Source organism: Bacillus sp. USDA818B3_A (assembly GCF_009928415.1).
GTDB lineage: Bacteria > Bacillota > Bacilli > Bacillales > Cytobacillaceae > Neobacillus.
Genome location: NZ_JAABNN010000005.1, coordinates 58525 through 78871 on the forward strand (window position 1 = coordinate 58525; position 20347 = coordinate 78871).

21 protein-coding genes and 1 riboswitch are annotated in these 20347 nt (G+C 41.3%); of the genes, 11 read left to right on the top strand and 10 right to left on the bottom strand.

Annotation, left to right across the window (positions count from 1 at the left end; translation table 11 throughout):
• Positions 1-11 precede the first annotated feature (11 nt).
• Complete coding sequence (locus GXK58_RS11545; RefSeq protein WP_160722914.1) at positions 12-239, bottom strand: hypothetical protein; 228 nt, start codon at positions 237-239, stop codon at positions 12-14.
• Between the two features lie 290 nt (positions 240-529).
• On the opposite strand from GXK58_RS11545, the gene GXK58_RS11550 reads away from it, so the two are divergent.
• From GXK58_RS11550 to GXK58_RS11575, 6 genes are all read left to right on the top strand, one after another.
• Positions 530-1663: a CAP domain-containing protein gene (locus GXK58_RS11550; protein ID WP_160722916.1), complete on the top strand. Its 1134-nt coding sequence runs from the start codon at positions 530-532 to the stop codon at positions 1661-1663.
• A 154-nt stretch (positions 1664-1817) separates the two neighbouring features.
• Positions 1818-1995, top strand: a riboswitch (Lysine riboswitch).
• Positions 1996-2114: 119 nt separating this feature from the next.
• Positions 2115-3002, top strand: a complete 888-nt coding sequence (dapA, locus tag GXK58_RS11555) for a 4-hydroxy-tetrahydrodipicolinate synthase (protein ID WP_160722918.1) — start codon at positions 2115-2117, stop codon at positions 3000-3002.
• 130 nt (positions 3003-3132) lie between these two features.
• The gene (locus GXK58_RS11560) at positions 3133-3969 is read left to right on the top strand and encodes an SDR family oxidoreductase (protein WP_160722920.1); all 837 of its coding nucleotides are present in this window, start codon (positions 3133-3135) and stop codon (positions 3967-3969) included.
• An 83-nt stretch (positions 3970-4052) separates the two neighbouring features.
• The gene (locus GXK58_RS11565) at positions 4053-4883 is read left to right on the top strand and encodes an aldo/keto reductase (protein ID WP_160722922.1); all 831 of its coding nucleotides are present in this window, start codon (positions 4053-4055) and stop codon (positions 4881-4883) included.
• A 77-nt stretch (positions 4884-4960) separates the two neighbouring features.
• The gene (locus tag GXK58_RS11570) at positions 4961-5482 is read left to right on the top strand and encodes a DUF2243 domain-containing protein (protein WP_160722924.1); all 522 of its coding nucleotides are present in this window, start codon (positions 4961-4963) and stop codon (positions 5480-5482) included.
• Positions 5472-6269 (top strand): cytochrome c oxidase assembly protein, encoded by a 798-nt coding sequence (locus tag GXK58_RS11575; protein WP_160722926.1) that lies wholly within the window; start codon positions 5472-5474, stop codon positions 6267-6269. Before GXK58_RS11570 ends, GXK58_RS11575 begins: the two co-directional genes overlap by 11 nt.
• 352 nt (positions 6270-6621) lie before the next feature.
• On the opposite strand, the gene GXK58_RS11580 is transcribed toward GXK58_RS11575, so the two are convergent.
• The gene (locus tag GXK58_RS11580) at positions 6622-8175 is read right to left on the bottom strand and encodes an NAD(P)H-hydrate dehydratase (protein WP_160722928.1); all 1554 of its coding nucleotides are present in this window, start codon (positions 8173-8175) and stop codon (positions 6622-6624) included.
• A 158-nt stretch (positions 8176-8333) separates the two neighbouring features.
• Here GXK58_RS11580 and GXK58_RS11585 point away from each other — a divergent pair, with 158 nt between their 5' ends.
• Positions 8334-8528 (top strand): alpha/beta-type small acid-soluble spore protein, encoded by a 195-nt coding sequence (locus GXK58_RS11585; RefSeq protein ID WP_160722930.1) that lies wholly within the window; start codon positions 8334-8336, stop codon positions 8526-8528.
• 51 nt (positions 8529-8579) lie between these two features.
• Here the strand turns inward: GXK58_RS11585 and GXK58_RS11590 are convergent, their stop codons facing one another.
• Positions 8580-8753, bottom strand: a complete 174-nt coding sequence (locus GXK58_RS11590) for a hypothetical protein (RefSeq protein WP_160722932.1) — start codon at positions 8751-8753, stop codon at positions 8580-8582.
• Positions 8754-9045: 292 nt separating this feature from the next.
• Here GXK58_RS11590 and GXK58_RS11595 point away from each other — a divergent pair, with 292 nt between their 5' ends.
• Positions 9046-9339: a hypothetical protein gene (locus GXK58_RS11595; RefSeq protein WP_160722934.1), complete on the top strand. Its 294-nt coding sequence runs from the start codon at positions 9046-9048 to the stop codon at positions 9337-9339.
• 42 nt (positions 9340-9381) lie between these two features.
• On the opposite strand, the gene GXK58_RS11600 is transcribed toward GXK58_RS11595, so the two are convergent.
• The 6 genes from GXK58_RS11600 to GXK58_RS11625 form a co-directional block, all read right to left on the bottom strand.
• Entirely contained in the window at positions 9382-10113 is a 732-nt protein-coding gene (locus GXK58_RS11600) for a DUF475 domain-containing protein (RefSeq protein WP_160722936.1), read from the bottom strand.
• 171 nt (positions 10114-10284) lie between these two features.
• On the bottom strand, positions 10285-10815 hold the full coding sequence (locus tag GXK58_RS11605) for an NADPH-dependent FMN reductase (RefSeq protein ID WP_160722938.1): 531 nt from the start codon (positions 10813-10815) through the stop codon (positions 10285-10287).
• A gap of 118 nt (positions 10816-10933) precedes the next feature.
• On the bottom strand, positions 10934-11386 hold the full coding sequence (locus GXK58_RS11610) for an endolytic transglycosylase MltG (protein ID WP_237389638.1): 453 nt from the start codon (positions 11384-11386) through the stop codon (positions 10934-10936).
• A gap of 25 nt (positions 11387-11411) precedes the next feature.
• Entirely contained in the window at positions 11412-11792 is a 381-nt protein-coding gene (locus GXK58_RS11615; RefSeq protein WP_237389639.1) for a hypothetical protein, read from the bottom strand.
• Positions 11793-11994: 202 nt separating this feature from the next.
• Positions 11995-12924, bottom strand: coding sequence for an aldo/keto reductase (locus GXK58_RS11620; protein ID WP_160722940.1), 930 nt, complete (start codon positions 12922-12924; stop codon positions 11995-11997).
• Positions 12925-12995: 71 nt separating this feature from the next.
• Positions 12996-13616, bottom strand: a complete 621-nt coding sequence (locus GXK58_RS11625; RefSeq protein WP_160722942.1) for a hypothetical protein — start codon at positions 13614-13616, stop codon at positions 12996-12998.
• 109 nt (positions 13617-13725) lie between these two features.
• Here GXK58_RS11625 and GXK58_RS11630 point away from each other — a divergent pair, with 109 nt between their 5' ends.
• The 3 genes from GXK58_RS11630 to GXK58_RS11640 all read left to right on the top strand — a co-directional run bounded on the left by GXK58_RS11630 (position 13726) and on the right by GXK58_RS11640 (position 19114).
• Complete coding sequence (locus GXK58_RS11630; RefSeq protein ID WP_160722944.1) at positions 13726-15306, top strand: acetolactate synthase large subunit; 1581 nt, start codon at positions 13726-13728, stop codon at positions 15304-15306.
• A gap of 469 nt (positions 15307-15775) precedes the next feature.
• Entirely contained in the window at positions 15776-16786 is a 1011-nt protein-coding gene (locus GXK58_RS11635; RefSeq protein WP_160722946.1) for a 2-oxoacid:acceptor oxidoreductase family protein, read from the top strand.
• Positions 16787-16801: 15 nt separating this feature from the next.
• Positions 16802-19114 (top strand): thiamine pyrophosphate-dependent enzyme, encoded by a 2313-nt coding sequence (locus GXK58_RS11640; protein WP_160722948.1) that lies wholly within the window; start codon positions 16802-16804, stop codon positions 19112-19114.
• Between the two features lie 154 nt (positions 19115-19268).
• On the opposite strand, the gene GXK58_RS11645 is transcribed toward GXK58_RS11640, so the two are convergent.
• Positions 19269-20219, bottom strand: coding sequence for a ribose-phosphate diphosphokinase (locus GXK58_RS11645; protein WP_272928143.1), 951 nt, complete (start codon positions 20217-20219; stop codon positions 19269-19271).
• Positions 20220-20347 lie beyond the last annotated feature (128 nt).

Genomic DNA, 20347 nt, shown 5'->3' on the forward strand with positions numbered 1-20347 from the left:
GTGAAAAATGATTATTCGCACACCGGATTACGCGGTATTTTTTCAAATAAAATTTCTGTCACCACTTTGGAGTATTTTTTTACAATGACAACATAATTAACTGTCCAAATATAACTAGGAATCTCTTCGTTTTCTTTTTTCAGCATGGCTTCAAATGGGTCCCCTACTATTTCTTCGAAAATCTCTTGAGTGTAGGTTTCAGCGTCTGTTGAGAAGGTTTGCCATTCACAAATCATCATGTCTTATCACTCCCTGTTCTTTATGTTTACATCATAACATGAAAAAACGATAATAGTTTGTGAAATATTGAACAAACTTTGAACATTGGTTACTTTTACTATTTTTAGTTCAATAGCCCTAAATAAGGCTTTTTGTAAAATCAAATTGGTGTACTCCGCTATAATATTTGAAAACGTTTACAATTTAATATTATATTAATATATTATAGATAAAATGTGTTACTATAAGCATATTACTTATATTATTAATGAATTTTGGTTAGAATTTTAATAGAAATGGAGGTAGATCTATGTTTCGTTTGCTGATGATTATTATTAGCATTTTTTTAATACATTCTTCCTGGCCATATATCAAGAACGAACTCAACCATACCAGCTTAACGCAAAGTCTTTCCGACTTGAATACATTAAAAGATACTCCTGAAGTAAAGAACACCATTCAAAATATATCCGGCGATATACAGGATGCATTGAAACAGCTCGGTGTTCTATCAGATGATTCCGCTCAGCAAAATCAACCATCATCTGAATCAAATAAACCATCAAAGGTAGAATTAGATACACCTGCCCAACAGGAATTTTCAATCTTTAACATTGAACTTGGCGATCCTAAAGACGATGTGATTGAAAACTTAGGCAATCCCCTTCGTTCTACTATGAATGAATATGGGACCACTTGGAATACCTATCATGATCATTACCAGAACTTTTTCATGGTGATGTACGATAAGGATAATAAAGTGGCCGGTCTTTATACGGACCAAGATTTAATTGCTTCTAGGAATGGAATCAAATTAGGGGCAGCAAAAGAAATCGTCAGTAACCTGCTAGGCAGCCCACTAACTAGTATTCAAAAAGGGCTTGTTCTTTACAAATTACCGGAAGAAGAGGACTATGATATTTTCTTGCGGGAGAATACCTATGTCACGGTTTTTTATGATAAACATGAAGAGAACACCGTTACAGCCGTCCAATTGATTAGCAAAGACATGGAAAATAAAAAGATAGACTTTTATACTAAACCTACCGCACAGTTAAAAGAAGGCTTTGAGTATCAGTTATTTGACCTGACGAACGCTGCCCGGGTCGAACATCAGTTACCAGCCTTAACATGGGATGAACACGTCCAAGTAACTGCTCGAAAGCATAGTACAGATATGGCAGACAATAATTATTTTAACCATACCAATTTAAAGGGGCAATCACCGTTTGACCGGATGGCAGCGGATGATATTGTCTATCAGCTGGCCGGTGAAAACCTGGCTTACGGCCAGCTCAGCAGTATTTTTGCCCATGAGGGCTTGATGAATTCCCTTGGACATCGCGAAAATATCCTGCGTGAAGGTTACGAGTATTTAGGAGTAGGCGTCGCCTTTAATGGTCAATCACAGCCGTACTATACGGAAAACTTTTATGCTAAATAAGATATAATTCGAAACTCGCTTACTATTGTGGCGAGTTTTTTTAATAGGAATTTTCCCATTTATTAAAAAATTTGCAGTTGGTTCTCTTGAAATCTAACGAAAAATTTGTTATATTAATATTAATTACATACTTTCTTACTTCAATACCTTTTGAAGTGAGGATAGAGGCGCAAAGACCATCAGTAAGCCAGTGGAGGAGAATGAGGTCCTATGACATTGGTGGAAAGGGGAATTTGCCGAAGCGGATAGATCTCATTAGTCTTGAAGCTGGTTCTGTGTTGAATAAGCACAGAATTGTCATATAGGAAACTATATGGAGGGCTATCTCACGCATAGGAACTTATACTTAGATGTTTCTACGCAGCAGCGGTCCCTCGTTGCTGCTTCTTTGCGTTTACATCAGGATGTCCTTACCCCTCTTATTTAAAAATAATTACAAAGGGTGAGAAAAATGAATTTTGGCCAAGTATTAACTGCAATGGTTACCCCGTTTGATCAAAATGGAGATGTGGATTATAGCGCCGCAAGAAGGTTAGTAAACTATTTAATTGAAAATGGTACAGAAGCCTTAGTTGTATCTGGTACAACCGGTGAGTCCCCTACTTTAACAACAGAAGAAAAAATTGCTCTATTTAAGTTAGTAGTTGAAGAAGCAGCCGGACGTGTTCCAGTCATCGCTGGTACAGGATCGAATAACACAAGATCATCGATCCAGTTAACGAAACTAGCTGCGGAAGCTGGTGTAGATGGTATTTTATTAGTTGCTCCTTACTACAATAAACCATCTCAAGAAGGAATGTTTCAGCATTTCAAGGCCATTGCCGAATCAACCGTCCTGCCAATCATGCTCTATAATATCCCTGGCCGCTGTGGTGTGAACATTTCGGTTGAAACAGTTGTCCGTCTCTCACGGATTCCTAATATCACAGCCATTAAAGAAGCTAGCGGTAATCTAGACGCGATGGCTGAAATGATTAGTAAAACGCCTGACCATTTCTCTTTATACAGTGGAGATGATGGGTTAACCCTTCCTGTATTAGCAATCGGCGGTACGGGTGTCGTTTCGGTTGCTTCTCACATTATCGGCAACGAAATGCAGGATATGATTTCAAAATTCAAGAATGGCCAGCTAGCTGAAGCATCAGCTGCACACCGCAAACTTCTTCCGCTGATGAAAGGTTTATTCGCTGCACCTAACCCAACACCAGTGAAAGCTGCCCTAAACATGACAGGTGTTCGTGTTGGAGAAGTGCGTTTGCCATTAGTGCCATTAACCGAAGAAGAAAAATTAACATTGGAGCAGCTCCTTCCGGCTGACAAATTAGTAAGTGTAAGTTAAAAACAGGCTGCCTTTTAAGGCATGCCTGTTTTTTTGTGCTCTTCTCTCCCCCTTTTAAAATAGTTTTTTCTATGCAAATCTTTCCTTAATAAGTTTTAATTAAGACAGAAGCTTTGAAAGGAGAATAAGAATGGAAAAAAAAACAGCGATTGTAACGGGTTCGTCGAGCGGATTTGGGTTACTATGTGTGATAGAACTTGCCATAAAAGGCTTTACTGTCATCGCGACAATGAGGGATACAAACAGGTCGCAAGAGCTATTAAATACCGCCAAAGAGAAAAATTTGATGAATTCTATCATTGTCACTCCATTGGATGTCACCTCAAGTGAATCGGTTCGGGAATTTAAGGGTTTCCTGGAAGCTTTCTCTCAGATTGATGTGCTGGTGAACAACGCAGGCTTTGCAGTCGGTGGTTTTAGTGAGGAACTCTCTGTTGACGACTATCGAAAGCAATTTGAAACCAACTTTTTCGGCGTCATTGCGGTAACAAATGCCGTTCTGCCAATCATGAGAGCTAGAAAACAGGGGCGGATCATTAATATGAGCAGCATTAGTGGACGATTCGGTTTTCCAGGGTTATCTGCTTATAGCGCCTCCAAACATGCGCTCGAAGGATACAGCGAGTCTTTAAGGCTCGAACTGGGTCCCTTTGGGATCGATGTGATTTTAATCGAGCCCGGCTCCTATCAAACGAATATTTGGTCTAGTGTTGATCGGATTGAAAACAACCCAGATTCACCATATAGCTTTTATATGGATCGTATTTTTAAAGAAATGAGTAATGGCAAAGAGGATTATGGCGACCCATATGAGGTAGCTGCACTTGCAGCCCAAATTGCTTCCCTGCCTGGTAGCCCCGATCTGCGTTACCCAATTGGCAAAGGTGTAAAGACCAATCTTTTTCTTAAAAAGACACTCCCTTGGAAAGTAATTGAGAAGGTTGTATTAAAGAAGCTTAAGCCTTAATTAGTTCTTTGAGTTCTATTTGGTTGATTCTTCCAAGTGGAGGGTAATATGCTTAGTGTTGTATTACTGTTAAGGAGGAGAAAATGTTGAATAGCTTACAGTCTAGCACTACCCTACATAATGGTGTAAAGATGCCATGGTTCGGACTGGGTGTCTACAAGGTCCCCGAGGGTAAAGTGGCCCTTGATTCCGTACAGCTGGCCATTAAAGCAGGTTACAGAAGCATTGATACCGCTGCCCTTTACGAAAATGAAGAAAGTGTCGGCCAAGCGATCAAAGAGTCCGGTGTTGCCCGTGAGGAACTCTTTATCACTACTAAAGTCTGGAATGAAGACTTGCGTAATCATTCCGTTGAAGAAGCATTTGAAACAAGCCTAAGAAAGCTTGGCCTTGACTATGTAGATTTGTACCTCATCCATTGGCCTGTTAAGGATAAGTACAAAGACGCATGGAAGGTTCTTGAAAAGTTATATAAAGAAAAGCGTGTTCGGGCGATCGGAGTTAGCAATTTCAACATCCATCACCTTGAGGATTTGATGTCCACAGCCGAAATTAAACCGATGGTGAATCAGGTAGAGCTTCATCCACTCCACTCGCAGCAGGAACTTCACGACTATTGCAAAAAACAAGAGATTCAAATTGAGGCCTGGGCACCGCTTGGCCAAGGCAGACTGCTCGATCACCCTGTCTTACAGGAGATCGCATCAAGCCACCATAAATCGATCGCTCAAGTGATTTTACGCTGGGATATCCAAAATGAAATCGTGACGATTCCAAAATCCATTAGGGAAAACCGCATTAAGGAAAATGCCAACATCTTTGACTTTACGTTATCAGAAAGCGATATGGAGAAGATTAATGCCCTGAACGAAAACCAACGCTTTGGTGCCGATCCAGATAATTTTAATTTTTAATAATGGCAGGACTGTCCTTACGGGGATGGTCTTTTTGTTTTGTTTTTGATTATGGTTCGTCAATTAAGGGTAAAGTGATGGAAAAGAAAAAAAGTTCGCAGGTGAGTAGTTTGATAAATTCAAGAAGCAATAAAGATCTTTCCGTTCATAAAAAGAAAAATCTTTGGTCAGGAATACTTTTTGGGATTGGACTTGTCGCATTTATTGATGAGACAGTATTCCATCAGATCCTTCATTGGCATCATTTTTATGATAAGAGCACAACCGCGGCCGGGTTGGTATCGGATGGGATTTTCCATGCCTTTAGCTGGTTTTTCACGGTTGGGGGGCTTTTTATGGTGGCAGATGTCCGGCGCCGGAAGGTATGGCAGCCTATGAAATGGGTAGCCGGGGGCCTGCTTGGGGCAGGCGGGTTTCAATTATATGATGGGATTATTCAGCATAAACTGATGCGTCTTCATCAAATTCGCTATCATGTGGATATCGTGCCTTATGATATGGTTTGGCATATTACTTCTGTTTTAATGCTCATTATAGGGATTATCCTGTTTATTCGTTCTTCTAAGAAAACGGGGACGGTTTTGGAAAATGGACAATAGTCACCATCTAGGGCATACTTTCAGTTCTCCGTTCTTGTTATTGTTTCTTTTTGCCTTAGTGATTTATTTAGGGGCAGTTGTTAAAATCTATCTCGCCGGTAAAACATGGCCCCTTTACCGTTTATTATGGTGGGTAATAGGTATTTGTTGCGGATTGGCTGCGGTAACTGGTCCAATTGCCGCAAGTGCGCATCACGACTTTACGGCACATATGCTTGGACATCTGCTCCTAGGGATGCTTTCTCCTATGTTAATGGTTCTCTCCGCACCAATTACATTGATTCTACGAACTCTAAATGTGACGAATGCCCGCCGTTTGACTAGGATTTTACGAAGTAAATTTGTAGCGTTTGTAAGCAGCCCTGTTATTGCCTCGATTTTAAATATTGGCGGGCTGTGGGTGCTTTATAGCAGCAATCTGTATCATTTAATGCAAGAAAATGTCTTGTTGCACCTGGTCGTCCATATGCATGTTTTTCTGGGAGGTTATATTTTTACTGCATCTATTATCTATATTGATCCGGCTCCACACCACAGGAGCTTCTTGTATCGTGGTATTGTGTTTGCGGCGGCTTTATCAGGGCACGGGATTTTGGCTAAATATCTTTATGCCCACCCTCCGGCAGGTGTCTCTGCCGAACAGTCGGAGATGGCGGGTATGATAATGTATTATGGCGGTGATGTGATCGATCTTGTTTTGATCATTGTCTTTTGTTATCAGTGGTATAAGTCGGCGAGGCCGGTTAGGGCAGTGGGTGCATCTATGGATGCGGAGAAGTCGGTGTGAGCTGATTATGGTTTCATTGACCATTCGTACGAAAATTCTTCCCATTCGGTCAATGACAGCCCGGTTCATTGACCGTTCGTATGAAAAATGTCCCAACTCGGTCAATGAAACCCCAATTCATTGACCATTCGCACCAAAATTTTTCCTGTTCGGTCAATGACCACCCGATTCATTTACCGTTCGCAATAGAATTCTTCCCGTTCGGTCAATGACCACCAGATTCATTTACCGTTCTCAACAAAATTCTTGCCGTTTGGTCAATGACAGCTCGGTTCATTGACCGTTCTCAACAAAATTCTTCCCGTTCGGTCAATGACCTCCGATTCATTGACCGTTCCATAAAGGTCTCCTGCTATTTTCCCAACACCCGCAGCTGCTCCCTAATCCCATCAATTAAATCCAAGGGTCCTACCCCGTAACTAGATAACGTGGCCGCCTTCTCTTCCCCTGTTCTCGCATGCAAATAACTCGCTGCTATTAGGGCCTTAACAGGTGAAGAACCCTGAGCTAAAAACGAAGCAATCATCCCTGTTAATACATCCCCGCTTCCACCCTTACCCAGCGCATCATGACCATGCGGGTTAATAAACACCTCTCCATCTGGCGTTGCAATAATCGACCGATGTCCCTTCAGCAGCAAATGCACACCGTAATCTTTCGCAAAAGCTTTCGCAATCCCAATCCGGTCCTCTTCCACTTCTTTAACGGTCTTATCCAACAACCTTGCCATTTCACCAGGATGAGGAGTAAAAATCACATCCCCTTGATAATCCCGGACCATATCCAATTCATTACGAAGCAAATACAACGCATCCGCATCCACCACAACCGGCTGGGTCGTTAACAAAGACATCAATGACTTCATCCAAGCCTCACCGCCAGCAAATCGGCCCATCCCCGGACCAATGGCAACACACTTGAATGTCTTCAGCAAAGGTTGAAGTTCAGTAAGCGCATCTGCAGAAAAATGTCCATCCTCATCTGGAAGCGGCATAAATAACGACTCCGGATTTTGTACAGCAGCCATCGGATAGATACTCTGAGGGACAGCTAAAGTCACCAGCCCTGCACCTGAATTCAGCGCAGCTTTTGCTGAGAAAATCGGTGCCCCTACATAGGACTTGGATCCCCCTGCTACCAAAACATGGCCAAATGTTCCTTTATGGCCGTGTTTTGGCCGCACCGGAACAGAGTCCTTAACGACTTGTTCCGTTATTAAACGCGGCAACATCATCCCCAAATCCGTAACAATTGAAGGCGGCACAGAAATATCCACCGCCTTCCACTCGCCAACATACTTTGGCCCATCCTGCAAAAAGAACCCTCGTTTAGGAAAAACAAAGGTCACCGTCTTACTAGCTTGCACCGCGGTCCCCTCTACCTTCCCGCTATCGCTGTTAACACCAGATGGTATATCAACTGAGATAATATATTTACTCTCCGAATGTCCATTCACCATGGAAATAATCGCACCAAACGGTTCCCTTAATGGCCCGCTCACACCCGTTCCTAATAGTGCATCAACAATCACATCCGCCTGCTCCACTTCAGACCGGATCTTCTCAAGGGTACTATCAACCAAATAGAGGATCGGTAATTGACGGTTTCGGTACACATCAAAATGAACCTTTGCATCCCCCTTTATCCGCTCAGGAGGAACAACTAAACATAGCAGGGGGTCATACCCCTGATCATACAATCTTCTGGCAATCACAAATCCGTCCCCGCCATTATTTCCCCCGCCCGCAAGTACTAAAATCCGCGGATTCACATTTGGGATATTCGCTACAATCTCATCAACGACTCTTGCACCAGCATTTTCCATTAAAACGATGCCAGGCAGTTCCAGCTTGTCCATCGTATATTGGTCCATTTGCTGCATTTCCTTTTGCCCCGCGATGTACATAACATCATCACTCCCTTTTTCCAGCATTTTCCCTTATTATAAACCTTTCCCAAGTCCATGACAGTTCAAGTCAAAGCGAATTTCAAAATTCAATTAGGATAAATTATATACGAGCAACTGTTTAGCTGCTCAAAAAAATTCGTCGGGAGTGATGTATCATGGGTAGAAACAAACTTTTGGTTCCTGGTTCAGGCGATGTCCTTAATCAAATGAAAGAGGAAATTGCCAACGAGTTTGGAGTTCAACTTGGTGCTGATACGACCGCACGAGCCAACGGTTCAGTCGGCGGTGAAATGACGAAACGTCTCGTTGCTTACGCTGAACAATCATTACGAAATCAACAAGGTCAATAACTTTGTGATTTCAAAAGGGTGTCCAAATCTTGGACACCCTTTTATCAACATTTAATTGGCAAACAGAATCTTAATCTCCGATTCGGCCTCAACCATCCGTCCAAACCGATACCCTTCGATCAGTACATGCCGCTCATGATCCGTTAAACGGCGGTTCCATTTTGCTTCTAAATAAAGAATGACTTCGTTATAAAAAATTTCAGGATATTCAAAAGGGGTATTCATCAAATAATTCTCCTCCTTTATTTACCGCCTCTGCCTTATTCATCATGTCCAAATTTTTAAACTTTTAAAAAAGAAGGCAGAAAAATCGCGAATAATCTAAACGATATTTGGAATAATCCCTTTACTATTAACTTATGCAGAAATAAATTAGTTGTATAGTCCAATTGCCATAGGTAAGTATCATTATTTTTTCATAATAGGGAATAATAATGCTGAAGCGGATTGAAAAATAAATAATGTGTATGTAAACGATATATTATTATTATATTATCGGAAAGTGGTGAATGTGTTGATGAATCAGGATTTTAATATCAAGCAAGAACAAATACCTGCTTTTAAAAGTCATGATGAAGCTCGTACTTATTTTAAAAATCTTTACGGTGATCGTTTTTTAAATAGGGGTACAGATCTGAGCGAAGGTAAAAGGGTCAGTATCTACCATTTGGTCAAAGATCCTAATGTATATCAACCATACATGGAAAGCTTTTCTCATGAGATTAAACACGAAATTACCAACATGGACGTTTTTAAAAGTTATAACACGATTGAAATTGATGAAAATGGAAATGTCCATTTTGAATCTTAAACGAATCAAAGGGAGGCATTCTACATGCCTCCCTTTTAAAGCTTACATGGTCGTTTGATTTCCAGAAACTTTTTTAATAAAATGAATGATAAAGGTGCTGAAAAAGACACCAATCAAGATACTAAAAAATACAAATTCGTTCATTTGGATCCCAAATGCTGAAACAATCATCTTCACCCCAATGATGGCTACTAAAATAAAGGCGGTTTTTTCAAATTCAGGCACTTTTTCGATCAGGGTAAGGAACAGGCGTGCAACACCCCTCATCATTAAAATACCAAGGATTCCTCCCAGAAGTAAAATCCACTCTTCATTCGAAACACCAAACGCTGCAATCACACTGTCAAAGCTAAAAGCAATGTCCATTAGCTCGACAGTTAAGACGGTCCGCCAAAAACCCTTGGTCTTTCGTTGAACCTCATCTTCTTCATCATTCTTATTTAGAAGGGCTTGAAAGACAATCCACAGCAGATAGTGTCCACCGATAATTTTAATCCATGGAATCGTTGTTAACGTTACACCTACTCCAATGGCTATGATCCGAAAAAAATAAGCTCCAAATATCCCGTAAAATAAAGCCTTTTTTTGCTGCTTCTTGGGAAGGTGTTTGACCATGACCGCTAATACCAAGGCATTATCAGCAGACAATAAGCCCTCAAGGATAATCAGAGTCCCAATAACTCCCCAACTGGCTGGATTGGTAAAAACGTCCTTAAACGCTTCGAATGAAAAAATCGTCTGGTAACTATTTAAAATTTCATGTAAGAAATCCATCTGGATATATTTCGCCCTTTCTCATTCCAGTGATAAATGACCTGTTTTATTGGTTGTCTCTTATTTATATGTATGAGATGACTTAGATTATATGACAAGCTCTCATTTTGCGTTTAACCACAAAAAAGCCTGCATTCCAAATTAATCAGGAATACAGGCTTCTCTACTATTCTATTCTTTTATCTGGTGAATGAATCGCTCAACCACTTCATCCACAAACTTAAGAGTTGCTTCATCCTTTAATCGGCCATCAAATTTATCTGCAGCTTGATTAATAAGAATTTCGTTGCCTACTGGCGGCAAAAGCTTTACTTGTAAAGCGGTTAAAATTTGACGCAGTTGAAGCTGTGCCCGCAGTGTCCCCATAATTCCAGTAGCCGCCCCAGCCGTCATCATAGGCTTGCCAATGAGGACTTTATCTACACGGGATAACCAATCAAGTGCATTTTTCAATACCCCAGGAATGGACCAATTATATTCAGGGGTAATAATAATCACACCATCCGCTTCTTTTACTTTACGTTTAAACTCCACTACAGCTTCTGCTGGATTCAATTCCTCATCCTGGTTATAATGCGGCAGGACACCCAAATCTAATACTTCTAAATCAAATTGATCGGTGAATCTGTCCTGAATTGTATAAGCCAACTGCTTATTAAATGAATCTTTTCTCAAACTTCCCACCAGTGCCACAATTTTCATCTTTTTCCCACCTTTTCCTATGTACTATGACGATTATAAATAATAATGATTACAGATATCAATTTACTTGCTTATCATGCAAAAATCCGGTTTCCAAATAGAAACCGGATTTTGCTGATTATTTAAATATGGTGGCTACAATTTGATCGTAGGTCATCTTACTGTCGACAACAAAAACGCCTGGGCGCAATTTGTTTTCAAGCCCTTTGGCCTCAATATCCTTGGAAAAATCAAAAGCATTCTTGACCATATTTGCCGCCTGAAGCACTCTGCCAACATCAATGCTCGTCATGCCATCACTTACATTTACCACCACACGGGTGACAGATTTGGAAGCATCCGCGGCAGCAGGTTTAGTCTGAACCGATGCCTTGGCATCCTCTACCTGCTTTTCATCTTCCGCCTTGGTCTGTACGACAAAGCCTTGCTCCTCAAGCTGCTTTGTCATCTCTTCGTTTGAAGGCTGCACCTTTTCGGCTGCCGCGGTTACAGCTGGTGTATTAGCTGCCTTTGAAACATCGTTCTTCGAAGAAAGATAAACGGCTCCACAAATAGTCGTGGTGATCAGCATACCGGCTGCGAAGCTGCTTAATGCGTTAATTTTCATTTGCAATCTTTCTCCCTTCCTTTAATGTCTGGTAAGGAGCAAGCATTTGTTCAATTTTCTCATGGCTAACTTGTTTCATTTCGGCAATACTCTCGGTTGAGTAATTCCGGTTCGCTAAGTCAAGGACCTCACGGATCAAAACTTTTTCTTCTGAAGAAAGTTGAACGCCTGCTTCCTTCATAACGACTTCTAGATCAAGTTCAATGTTTCTAATTGAATCTTGAATCGCATTGATTTCCTTCATAGTTGAAATATGAACCATATCAATTTGATTATGTTGTGCCTTAGTTTTTTTAGAAGTCCTCATAATTGAAATGACTAACAATATAATAGAAACCCCAAATAAACCGGCTAATGTCCATAACATCATTTTTAAAACCCTCCAATAGTTTATAACATCCATATTATACAACCAATCTAGTTTTTTTGCCCGCTTTTACTGCAAAATACAGCGAAAGTCGTAGAGATTTGGCAAATCGAGGCGAAATAGGTAAACAAAATATTATATTTTTTAATAGATTTACGGGGGCTAAATATTAAAAGCGATGAGACATAACGCTCATCGCTTAAGATTAAGAATGGAAAATTTGGTCAATCTCTTTTATTTCTGCATCCGTTAACTCGACTTCTAAGGTTTTCAGATTGTTTAGAACTTGATCCGCCCTTTTTGCTCCTGGAATAATTACATCAATTACTGGACGGGTCAAATACCAGGCGAGAACCACATGAGCCACCTCTGCCCCTTTTTCATTGGCAATTTGGCGAATGTGATCCACTTTATCTATGGCAGCTTCAAAGATTTCTTTTTTAAAGAATTTGCCGCGCTTTTCGTCGAGATTTGTATTTTTGTTGTATTTCCCAGTTAATAAACCTGAAGCTAGCGGGAAATAAGGGATATAAGAAATGCTGTTAGCTGCGGCATAAGGGAACAATTCCTTTTCGGCATCCCGGTTTAATAAGTTATATTCCCCTTGATAGACATCCACATATCCATCTTTATTCGCTTCTTTTAACTGCTCAAAGGAAAAATTTGAAACCCCAATCGCCCGGATTTTCCCTTCATCCTTCAGTTGTTTTAATGCTCCAACCGCTTCATCTTTTGGTGTATCATTGTCAGGAAAATGGATATAGAAAAGATCTATGTAATCCGTCTGCAGCCTTCGTAAACTCTCTTCGACCGATTGTTTTAAAAAGGCTGGTGAATTATCGAGGACCATTTCGTTACCTGCAAATTTATGGGCTGCCTTAGTGGCAATGACAATCTCCGAACGGTTACCGTGTTCTTTTACGACCTCTCCGATGATTTCTTCAGAGCGTTTAGGGCCATAAATAAATGCCGTGTCCAGAAAGTTAATTCCGTTCGAAAGTCCAGTACGGACCAGCTCCCTGCCTGCTTCTTCATCAAGGTTTGGAAATAAATTATGTCCACCAACGGCATTTGTACCCAACCCAATCGGATTAACATGTAAATCAGTTTTCCCTAGACGAACTTGTTTTGCCATTTTCCAATCATCTCCTTTTTTTCCTAGGATTATGATATCAGACTTTTAACGGTTAAACGAAATAATACGCCTTAAAAAATGACACGCTTTAATTCATCTGGCGTATAATGACCCTTTATGCCATCCTTAGTTTCAAAATAACGATAAATCTCATCATTGGAGTAGTGATCTTTTAATCCCTCTATTATCGTTCTTAAGTAGGCATGGGAAGGCTTTTTGTATTCTACCTCATTTATATTCCATGGTGCCGTAAAGGTAAAGATCGGGTGACCTTTATCCTCTCCTAAATACATAATATTTCCGTACCACGCGTTGCGGCGGAATACTTTCGAACCGTTTTTAATGACATCATTTAAATCGATATTAACAGGAATTCCGTTGTTTTCCTGTACCACTACATCAATAAATTGTTCTATCGTGATTAAGTATTTTTTACTGTATGTTTTACATTCAGGATCTTGGGTTATACCAATAAAACCCACCCCGCCTGATTCCCACTTTGCTGCTTCTTTTGCAAAGTAAAGAGGGTAATTCATTGTAAAAGTGGATGAAGCTATTGGAGGCGATGGGTCCTTACAACCTGTTTCAACCTTTGATGAACCTTTTGGTTTGCCTCCTTGGATATAGCATAAGAAACGATCGGTATTTATATTTGAACCATAACTGGCATACCAAACATACTTGTCAGTCATACAAAGCACCCCATTTTCAGCTTATTAAAAAAATAGACTTCGATATTAATTATGAATACTAGCAGAAAAGATAACACTATAGCTAATTAAATGATTACGGGAGGATAACATGAAACTTACGGATTTACTTGTTAAATGCTTAGAGAATGAAGGAGTGGACTACATCTTTGGAATTGTAGGAACCGAGACGCTGGACCTCGTTGACTCTATATCGCAATCAAGCCAAATTAAGTATGTAAATGTGAGACACGAGCAAGGCGCCGCTTTTATGGCTGACGTATACGGCAGATTATCTCATAAAGCAGGTGTTTGTTTATCGACACTCGGCCCAGGGGCTGCCAATCTCGTTACAGGACTCGCTAGCGCAAAGCTTGACCATTCACCGGTAGTAGCACTCATTGGCCAGGCCGGGGTCGAACGCCAGCATAAGGAATCACATCAATATATCGATATTGTTAGTCTGCTAGAACCCGCAACAAAATGGAACACCCAAATCCAAGATCCCAATACGGTCTCTTCGGTTATCCGTAAGGCTTTCAGACTAGCCTCAATGGAGAAACCAGGTTCAGTTGCCATTACCTTACCAGAAAACTATGCAGCGGAGCAAATAACCGACACCCCGCTGCCAATTGCCCAATTACCTAAAACCGCCCCACATCCAGAATCGTTTATAGCAGCAAAGGAACTTATTCACAAATACAAAAAACCTTTCATTTTATTCGGAAACGGCGTAGTTCGCGAGGGGGCTGCCGATGAGCTTGAGATTTTAATTAATACCCTGCAATGCCCTGCCGCAAATAGCTTTATGGCAAAAGGAGTACTGCCGAAAGATCACCCTCTTAACTTTTTTACTTTCGGATTCAAAGAAAACGATGCGGTCCTGCCTGGTATAAATGAAGCAGACCTGTTAATTGCCGTTGGTTTCGATTTTGTTGAGCAGCTTCCAAATGCTTGGAATAAAAACAAACTCCCAATTTTGCATATTGATACTTTACCAGCGGAAGTGAATGAGTATTATCCTGTAGAGTGTGAATTGGTTGGAAACATTAAAAGGACGCTGCAGGCTCTAAACAATACCGAGTTACCTGCCAAATCATGGCTGCCTTCCGGTGACCTTCACGCTAATATAAAAACGGCCTATCAGATCAACCAACAACAAGAGGAGTCATTGACAATTGAGAATGTCCTCCACCTGATTGAAAAACATACATCAGAGAACACGATTGTCATTTCTGATGTTGGTGCCCATAAAGTGTCGGTTGCTAAAACCTATCAGCCTAAAAAGCCCAACCGATTAATCATCTCAAATGGACTTGCTACGATGGGAATTGCCATCCCTGGATCAGTCGGGGCAAAACTTGCCTGCCCTCATGACCCTGTTATTTGTATTACTGGAGACGGCGGCGCTCTCATGAATTTTGCCGAACTCGAGACCGCTAAACGCCTTGGCCTATCGTTTACAATTATTGTCATCGATGATTCCATGTTAAAGCTAGAGGTGAAACAAATGAACAAAAAGTTCGGGGAGAGCTATGGCGCCACCTTCCAAAACCCTGACTTTGTCCAGTTTGCCGAAAGCTTTGGGGTGAAAGGAATACGCCCTAAAACCCTTGCGGAAATCGAAGCGATTCTAAAAGAACCACAACAAGAAATGGTTCTAATCGACCTCGTTACACAAAATAACAAATAAACCTTTGATTTGGATCCTTGCCGGGAGCGGCAGCCAGTTTCAGCGTGGCAGAAAAAGATTATGCCGGGGGTTAAAAGTGCTTACCAGGCATAATCTTTCCTGTCACATTCACAAGGAAAAACCTTCTCTTTATTTCCCCTTAAAATATATATAACCCTACAGTAGAAAGTGCCCTTTCATCTATAAATTTGTTCAAAGTACCAACATAAACAGCGTTGATAAATCATTAATGGTGACAGGCACCATTGTTATATAACAAATTTAACTGTACTATATCAATTTACTTAAAATAATGTAACTGTTACCTGCACTTTTCTTTCTAAAGTGAATATTGCTTTGTAAACAGCCATAATTATGAGTAAGTGTAAAATTCTGTTGTAACCAATTTAGCATCCTGTTACAATATATCCATAGAATTTATAGAAAATTTATAAAATTCTAACTGTTAATGTGATTGGAGGAGTGCTTGTTGTCAAAATTACCAAAAGTGAATGAATCCGGTTTCTTTGAAATCCGTCTAGAATCCATTGGCGGTTTAGGAGCCAATTTGGCTGGAAAAATGCTATCTGAGGATGGAGTGGTTGGAAACGGACTCAATGGAGTCGGTTTTTCATCATATGGATCCGAGAAAAAAGGCTCTCCTGTTAAAGCACACATACGGTTTTGCCCCCCAGAAATAAACATACGCGACACCACACCAATAGAACGTCCACATGTTGTTGGCATTTTCCATGATGCCCTCTTCAAAACCATCGATTGCACCAGCGGGATATACCCCGACAGCACGATCTTAGTTAATTCACAAAAATCTCCTGACGAACTTAAAAATGCAATGAAAATCGCTGGCGGTACAATCGCTATTATTGATGCCACAGGAATTGCCCTCGAAGAACAGACCAAAGCCAATACGGCTATGCTTGGGGCACTATACCGGGTGTTAACCTTTTTAGATCCAGAGTCGATGAGACAGACTATTCGCCGTACCTTTGAAAAAAAATATCCACATTTAGTGGAACCCAATATTCGTACTTTTAACCGCGGGCTTCAGGAAGTCAAATTTCAAACCTATGAAGTGGATAAAACCGAACCGCTAAAGCCTTTTAAACGGGCTGAACCCCTCCTAGGCTATGAAACTCAGACGATCGGCGGTACGATTATTAATCCGGGAAACAGCATTCTAAAGGATTTGAGTATCTCTCGTGCCGGGATGCTGCCGCATTTCCATGAAGAAAAATGTATCAATTGCGCTGCCTGCGATACGGCCTGCCCTGACTTTTGCTTTGTCTGGGAAGAAAAAGCGGATAAACGCGGGCGCCCGCAAATGTTTTTGAGGGGAATTGACTACCAATATTGCAAAGGCTGTTTGAAATGCGTCCATGCCTGTCCTGTTGAGGCCTTAACCGATGAGCGTGAATACAATGACGGCTATGCAGATAAGAATCGGGTGCCCCACTTATTCGATCTAGCCATTAGGAACTAAGGAAAGGGTGAGACTATGTCCATCGAAATGAACCAAGAAAATATAACCGTTCCAAAAGGAACAATCGAACAGAGTATTGTATTTGAATCTGGTAACGAAATGGCAGCCTATGCAGCCCATCAAATAAATTATCATGTCATGGGATACTATCCTATCTCCCCTTCAACTGAAGTTGCCCAGTTCCTCGACGGGATGAAGGCGAAAGGTGAACATGATATCGTGTTGATTCCTGCTGACGGAGAACACGGTTCGGCTGGTATCTGTTACGGGGCGGCGACCGGCGGCGGACGTGTGTTTAACGCGACAAGTGCAAACGGTTTCTTGTATATGTTAGAGCAGCTCCCTGTTCAATCCGGAACCCGCTTTCCAATGGTACTTAATTTGGTTAACCGTTCCGTATCGGGACCTTTAAATATTCATGGCGATCACTCTGATTTGTACTTTGCCTTAAACACGGGCTGGCCGATTTTAATGGCGCGCGATCCGCAAATCGTCTATGATATGAACATTATTGCTATTAAACTAGCAGAAGACCCAGAGGTCAGATTGCCTGTTATTGTCTCATTTGACGGTTATTTTACCTCCCACCAAAAACGCCGGGTGCAGGTGATGAAACACCGCGCCGATGTACAAAAATTTATCGGGGAACCGCCTAGGAACTTCCCGCTTGCGTTGGACCGTGAAAATCCGGTGACAATCGGCCCATATATGAACGAACCTGATTATATAAATAACTGTTACCAGCAATCACAAGCGATGTATCAAGCCGAGCAGGTATACGAAAGAATTTCAAAAGAGTATGCGGAATTAACAGGCCGCGAATATCCTGTTCTGGATCTATACCGGATGGATGATGCAGAAGTAGCTGTCTTTATGTTGAATTCAGCGGCGGAGGTATGTAAAGATGCAGCCGATCGGATGCGTGCAAAGGGAATTAAAGCCGGAGTCATCTCTCCTAATATGATCCGCCCCTTCCCGCAGCAAAAACTTGCGGAAGCATTAAAAAATGTTAAAGCGGTTACAGTTGGCGACCGGGCAGACTCCTACGGTGCACATGGAGGAAACATGGCCCTTGAAGTAAGAGCCGCTCTGCAAACCGTCGGCAATAGCCACACCAAAGTGGTCAATCGTGTTTATGGATTGGGAGGAAAAGATTTCTATGCCGATGAGGCTGAATTGTTTTTCCAATTGGCAGCCGAAGCAGCGGAAAAAGGCTTCGTTGAAAAACCGTTCGATTATTTTGGCCACAATCCTGGTAAACCGGAATCTGTGCCTCAGCGCGTCTTAAATCCGATGAAAAAAGAAGATTTAAATACCGGATTAATCACGGTCACTCCTGATGAGAAAACCGGAGAATTAAAGGTGAAAATCCCTCCGTTAAGAAGCTTAACAAAAAAGCCGAAACGCTTGGCTTCTGGACACGGAGCATGTCCTGGATGCGGAATTTTCTCCGGATTAGAGTTATTTTTCAAAGGAATTGAAGGAGATATTGTCGCGTTATTCCATACAGGATGTGCGATGGTGGTAACAACTGGTTTCCCTTACAGTTCTCACAAGGCAACCTATATTCATAATCTCTTCCAAAATGGCTCGGCGACATTATCCGGTCTTGTGGAAATGTTCCATGAACGGAAGCGCCGCGGGGAACTGGATGAACTAGGTCTCTCCGATGAGTTTACCTTTGTGATGGTAACCGGTGACGGAGGAATGGATATCGGAATGGGGCCTGCTATCGGGACGGCACTCCGTAATCATAAAATGATCATCCTTGAGTACGATAACGAAGGCTATATGAATACAGGCAGCCAGTTATCCTATTCTACACCAATGGGCCATATGACAAGTACTTCGAGTGTTGGTAAATTCCAAAAGGGAAAACCATTTCATCACAAAGATACCGCACAAATTATGGCAGCGACCCATATCCCTTATGTGTTTACGGGAACGGAAGCATTTGACCGGGATTTGTTAAAAAAGGCCGCCAAAGCTCAGTGGTATGCTAATAATGAAGGATTGGTGTATGGTAAAATTTTAATTACCTGTCCGTTGAACTGGAAGTCGAAGGATGAATTAGGCCAGTCGATTGTCGAAGCTGCGGTTAACTCCTGTTTCTTCCCTCTTTACGAGGTTGAACATGGAATTACGACCCTTACCTATGATCCTGAACAGAAAAACAAACGTTTACCTGTGACTGATTGGCTGAAGATGATGGGAAAAACGAAGCATCTTTTACAGGAAGACAGCCAGGAATTATTGAAATTGTTTGATGAAGAGGTCGAGAGGCGCTGGATGAGATTGAAGGCAAAGCATGAAAGTCCATATTTATAAGTAAGGATTGGCACAGAAAAGAAAAAGCGCCGATAAATCCTTGGAAAGTGCCGATAAAACTTCAGATAGTGCCGATAAATAATAAAAAACTCAATAAAGATTTATCTTCTTGCAGAAAAATCCCGCTATGAGCTCTCTCACAGCGGGATTCTTTTTATTCAAATAACGGACTAACCGCTTTTTCATTATGAATACGTTCAATCGCCTCCACTAACAGCGGAGCAACAGATAAAGTAGTGAGTTTACTGATTCTCTGTTCTTCAGGTATTTCAATCGTATTCGTTACAACCAGTTCTTTAATTGGAGACGACTCAATTTTGCTAATGGCATCAGCAGAGAAAACAGGATGAGTACAGCAAGCATAAATTTCTTTAGCTCCCCTTTCAGCTAACGCATCTGCAGCCATAGTAATCGTTCCGCCAGTATTGATTAAATCATCAATAATAATGGCATTTTTACCCTCAATATTCCCAATTACATTCATAATTTCTATTTCACCATTATCGCCTTGACGTTTATCAATTAGAGCAATCGGTGCATCTAAAATACTTGCTAATTTTCGAGCTCTAGTCACTGCTCCATTATGAGGAGCAACCACTACGACATCTGTTAATTCTTTTTTCTCAAAATAATTCCCAAGGATCGGGTTGCCAATCAAATGATCGACCGGGATATCAAAAAAGCCTTGTACCTGCGGCGCGTGAAGGTCCATGGTAAGAACTCTGGTAGAACCCGTTCTTTCCAATAGTCTTGCGACTAATTTCGCAGTAATGGGCTCACGCGGTCTGGCTGTACGGTCCTGGCGGGCATAGCCATAGTACGGAATCACCACATTGATCATACCAGCAGAAGCTCTCTTCAAGGCGTCCACCATCACTAGCAGCTGCATTATATTGTCATTAATTGGCTGTGATGTGGATTGCACCACAAATACATCACTGCCGCGGACACTTTCCTCGATATTGATTTGAATTTCACCATCACTAAATTGTTTGACAGAGCTTTTTCCTAATTCACAACCCAAAAGTTTGGCCATCTCTTCAGCAAGCTCACGGTTGGAATTTAATGAAAACATCTTAAAGCTTTTCTTCAGTTGATATGTCACCTTTGATCCCCCAAAATAGTTTATTCATTCATTATTAACGCTAGTCCATTATCCTATTCTACATGAAGAGAAGGAATCAGGGTAGAATTTGCCCTTATTTTTTTTTCAAAAAAGAAACCCAATGAAGT

Coding starts and splice junctions, on each gene's coding strand:
- GXK58_RS11545 (WP_160722914.1), bottom strand. CDS start 239: ATGATGATTTGTGAATGGCAAACCTTCTCAACAGACGCTGAAACCTAC.
- GXK58_RS11550 (WP_160722916.1), top strand. CDS start 530: ATGTTTCGTTTGCTGATGATTATTATTAGCATTTTTTTAATACATTCT.
- dapA (WP_160722918.1), top strand. CDS start 2,115: ATGAATTTTGGCCAAGTATTAACTGCAATGGTTACCCCGTTTGATCAA.
- GXK58_RS11560 (WP_160722920.1), top strand. CDS start 3,133: ATGGAAAAAAAAACAGCGATTGTAACGGGTTCGTCGAGCGGATTTGGG.
- GXK58_RS11565 (WP_160722922.1), top strand. CDS start 4,053: ATGTTGAATAGCTTACAGTCTAGCACTACCCTACATAATGGTGTAAAG.
- GXK58_RS11570 (WP_160722924.1), top strand. CDS start 4,961: ATGGAAAAGAAAAAAAGTTCGCAGGTGAGTAGTTTGATAAATTCAAGA.
- GXK58_RS11575 (WP_160722926.1), top strand. CDS start 5,472: ATGGACAATAGTCACCATCTAGGGCATACTTTCAGTTCTCCGTTCTTG.
- GXK58_RS11580 (WP_160722928.1), bottom strand. CDS start 8,175: ATGTACATCGCGGGGCAAAAGGAAATGCAGCAAATGGACCAATATACG.
- GXK58_RS11585 (WP_160722930.1), top strand. CDS start 8,334: ATGGGTAGAAACAAACTTTTGGTTCCTGGTTCAGGCGATGTCCTTAAT.
- GXK58_RS11590 (WP_160722932.1), bottom strand. CDS start 8,753: ATGAATACCCCTTTTGAATATCCTGAAATTTTTTATAACGAAGTCATT.
- GXK58_RS11595 (WP_160722934.1), top strand. CDS start 9,046: ATGAATCAGGATTTTAATATCAAGCAAGAACAAATACCTGCTTTTAAA.
- GXK58_RS11600 (WP_160722936.1), bottom strand. CDS start 10,113: ATGGATTTCTTACATGAAATTTTAAATAGTTACCAGACGATTTTTTCA.
- GXK58_RS11605 (WP_160722938.1), bottom strand. CDS start 10,815: ATGAAAATTGTGGCACTGGTGGGAAGTTTGAGAAAAGATTCATTTAAT.
- GXK58_RS11610 (WP_237389638.1), bottom strand. CDS start 11,386: ATGCTGATCACCACGACTATTTGTGGAGCCGTTTATCTTTCTTCGAAG.
- GXK58_RS11615 (WP_237389639.1), bottom strand. CDS start 11,792: ATGATGTTATGGACATTAGCCGGTTTATTTGGGGTTTCTATTATATTG.
- GXK58_RS11620 (WP_160722940.1), bottom strand. CDS start 12,924: ATGGCAAAACAAGTTCGTCTAGGGAAAACTGATTTACATGTTAATCCG.
- GXK58_RS11625 (WP_160722942.1), bottom strand. CDS start 13,616: ATGACTGACAAGTATGTTTGGTATGCCAGTTATGGTTCAAATATAAAT.
- GXK58_RS11630 (WP_160722944.1), top strand. CDS start 13,726: ATGAAACTTACGGATTTACTTGTTAAATGCTTAGAGAATGAAGGAGTG.
- GXK58_RS11640 (WP_160722948.1), top strand. CDS start 16,802: ATGTCCATCGAAATGAACCAAGAAAATATAACCGTTCCAAAAGGAACA.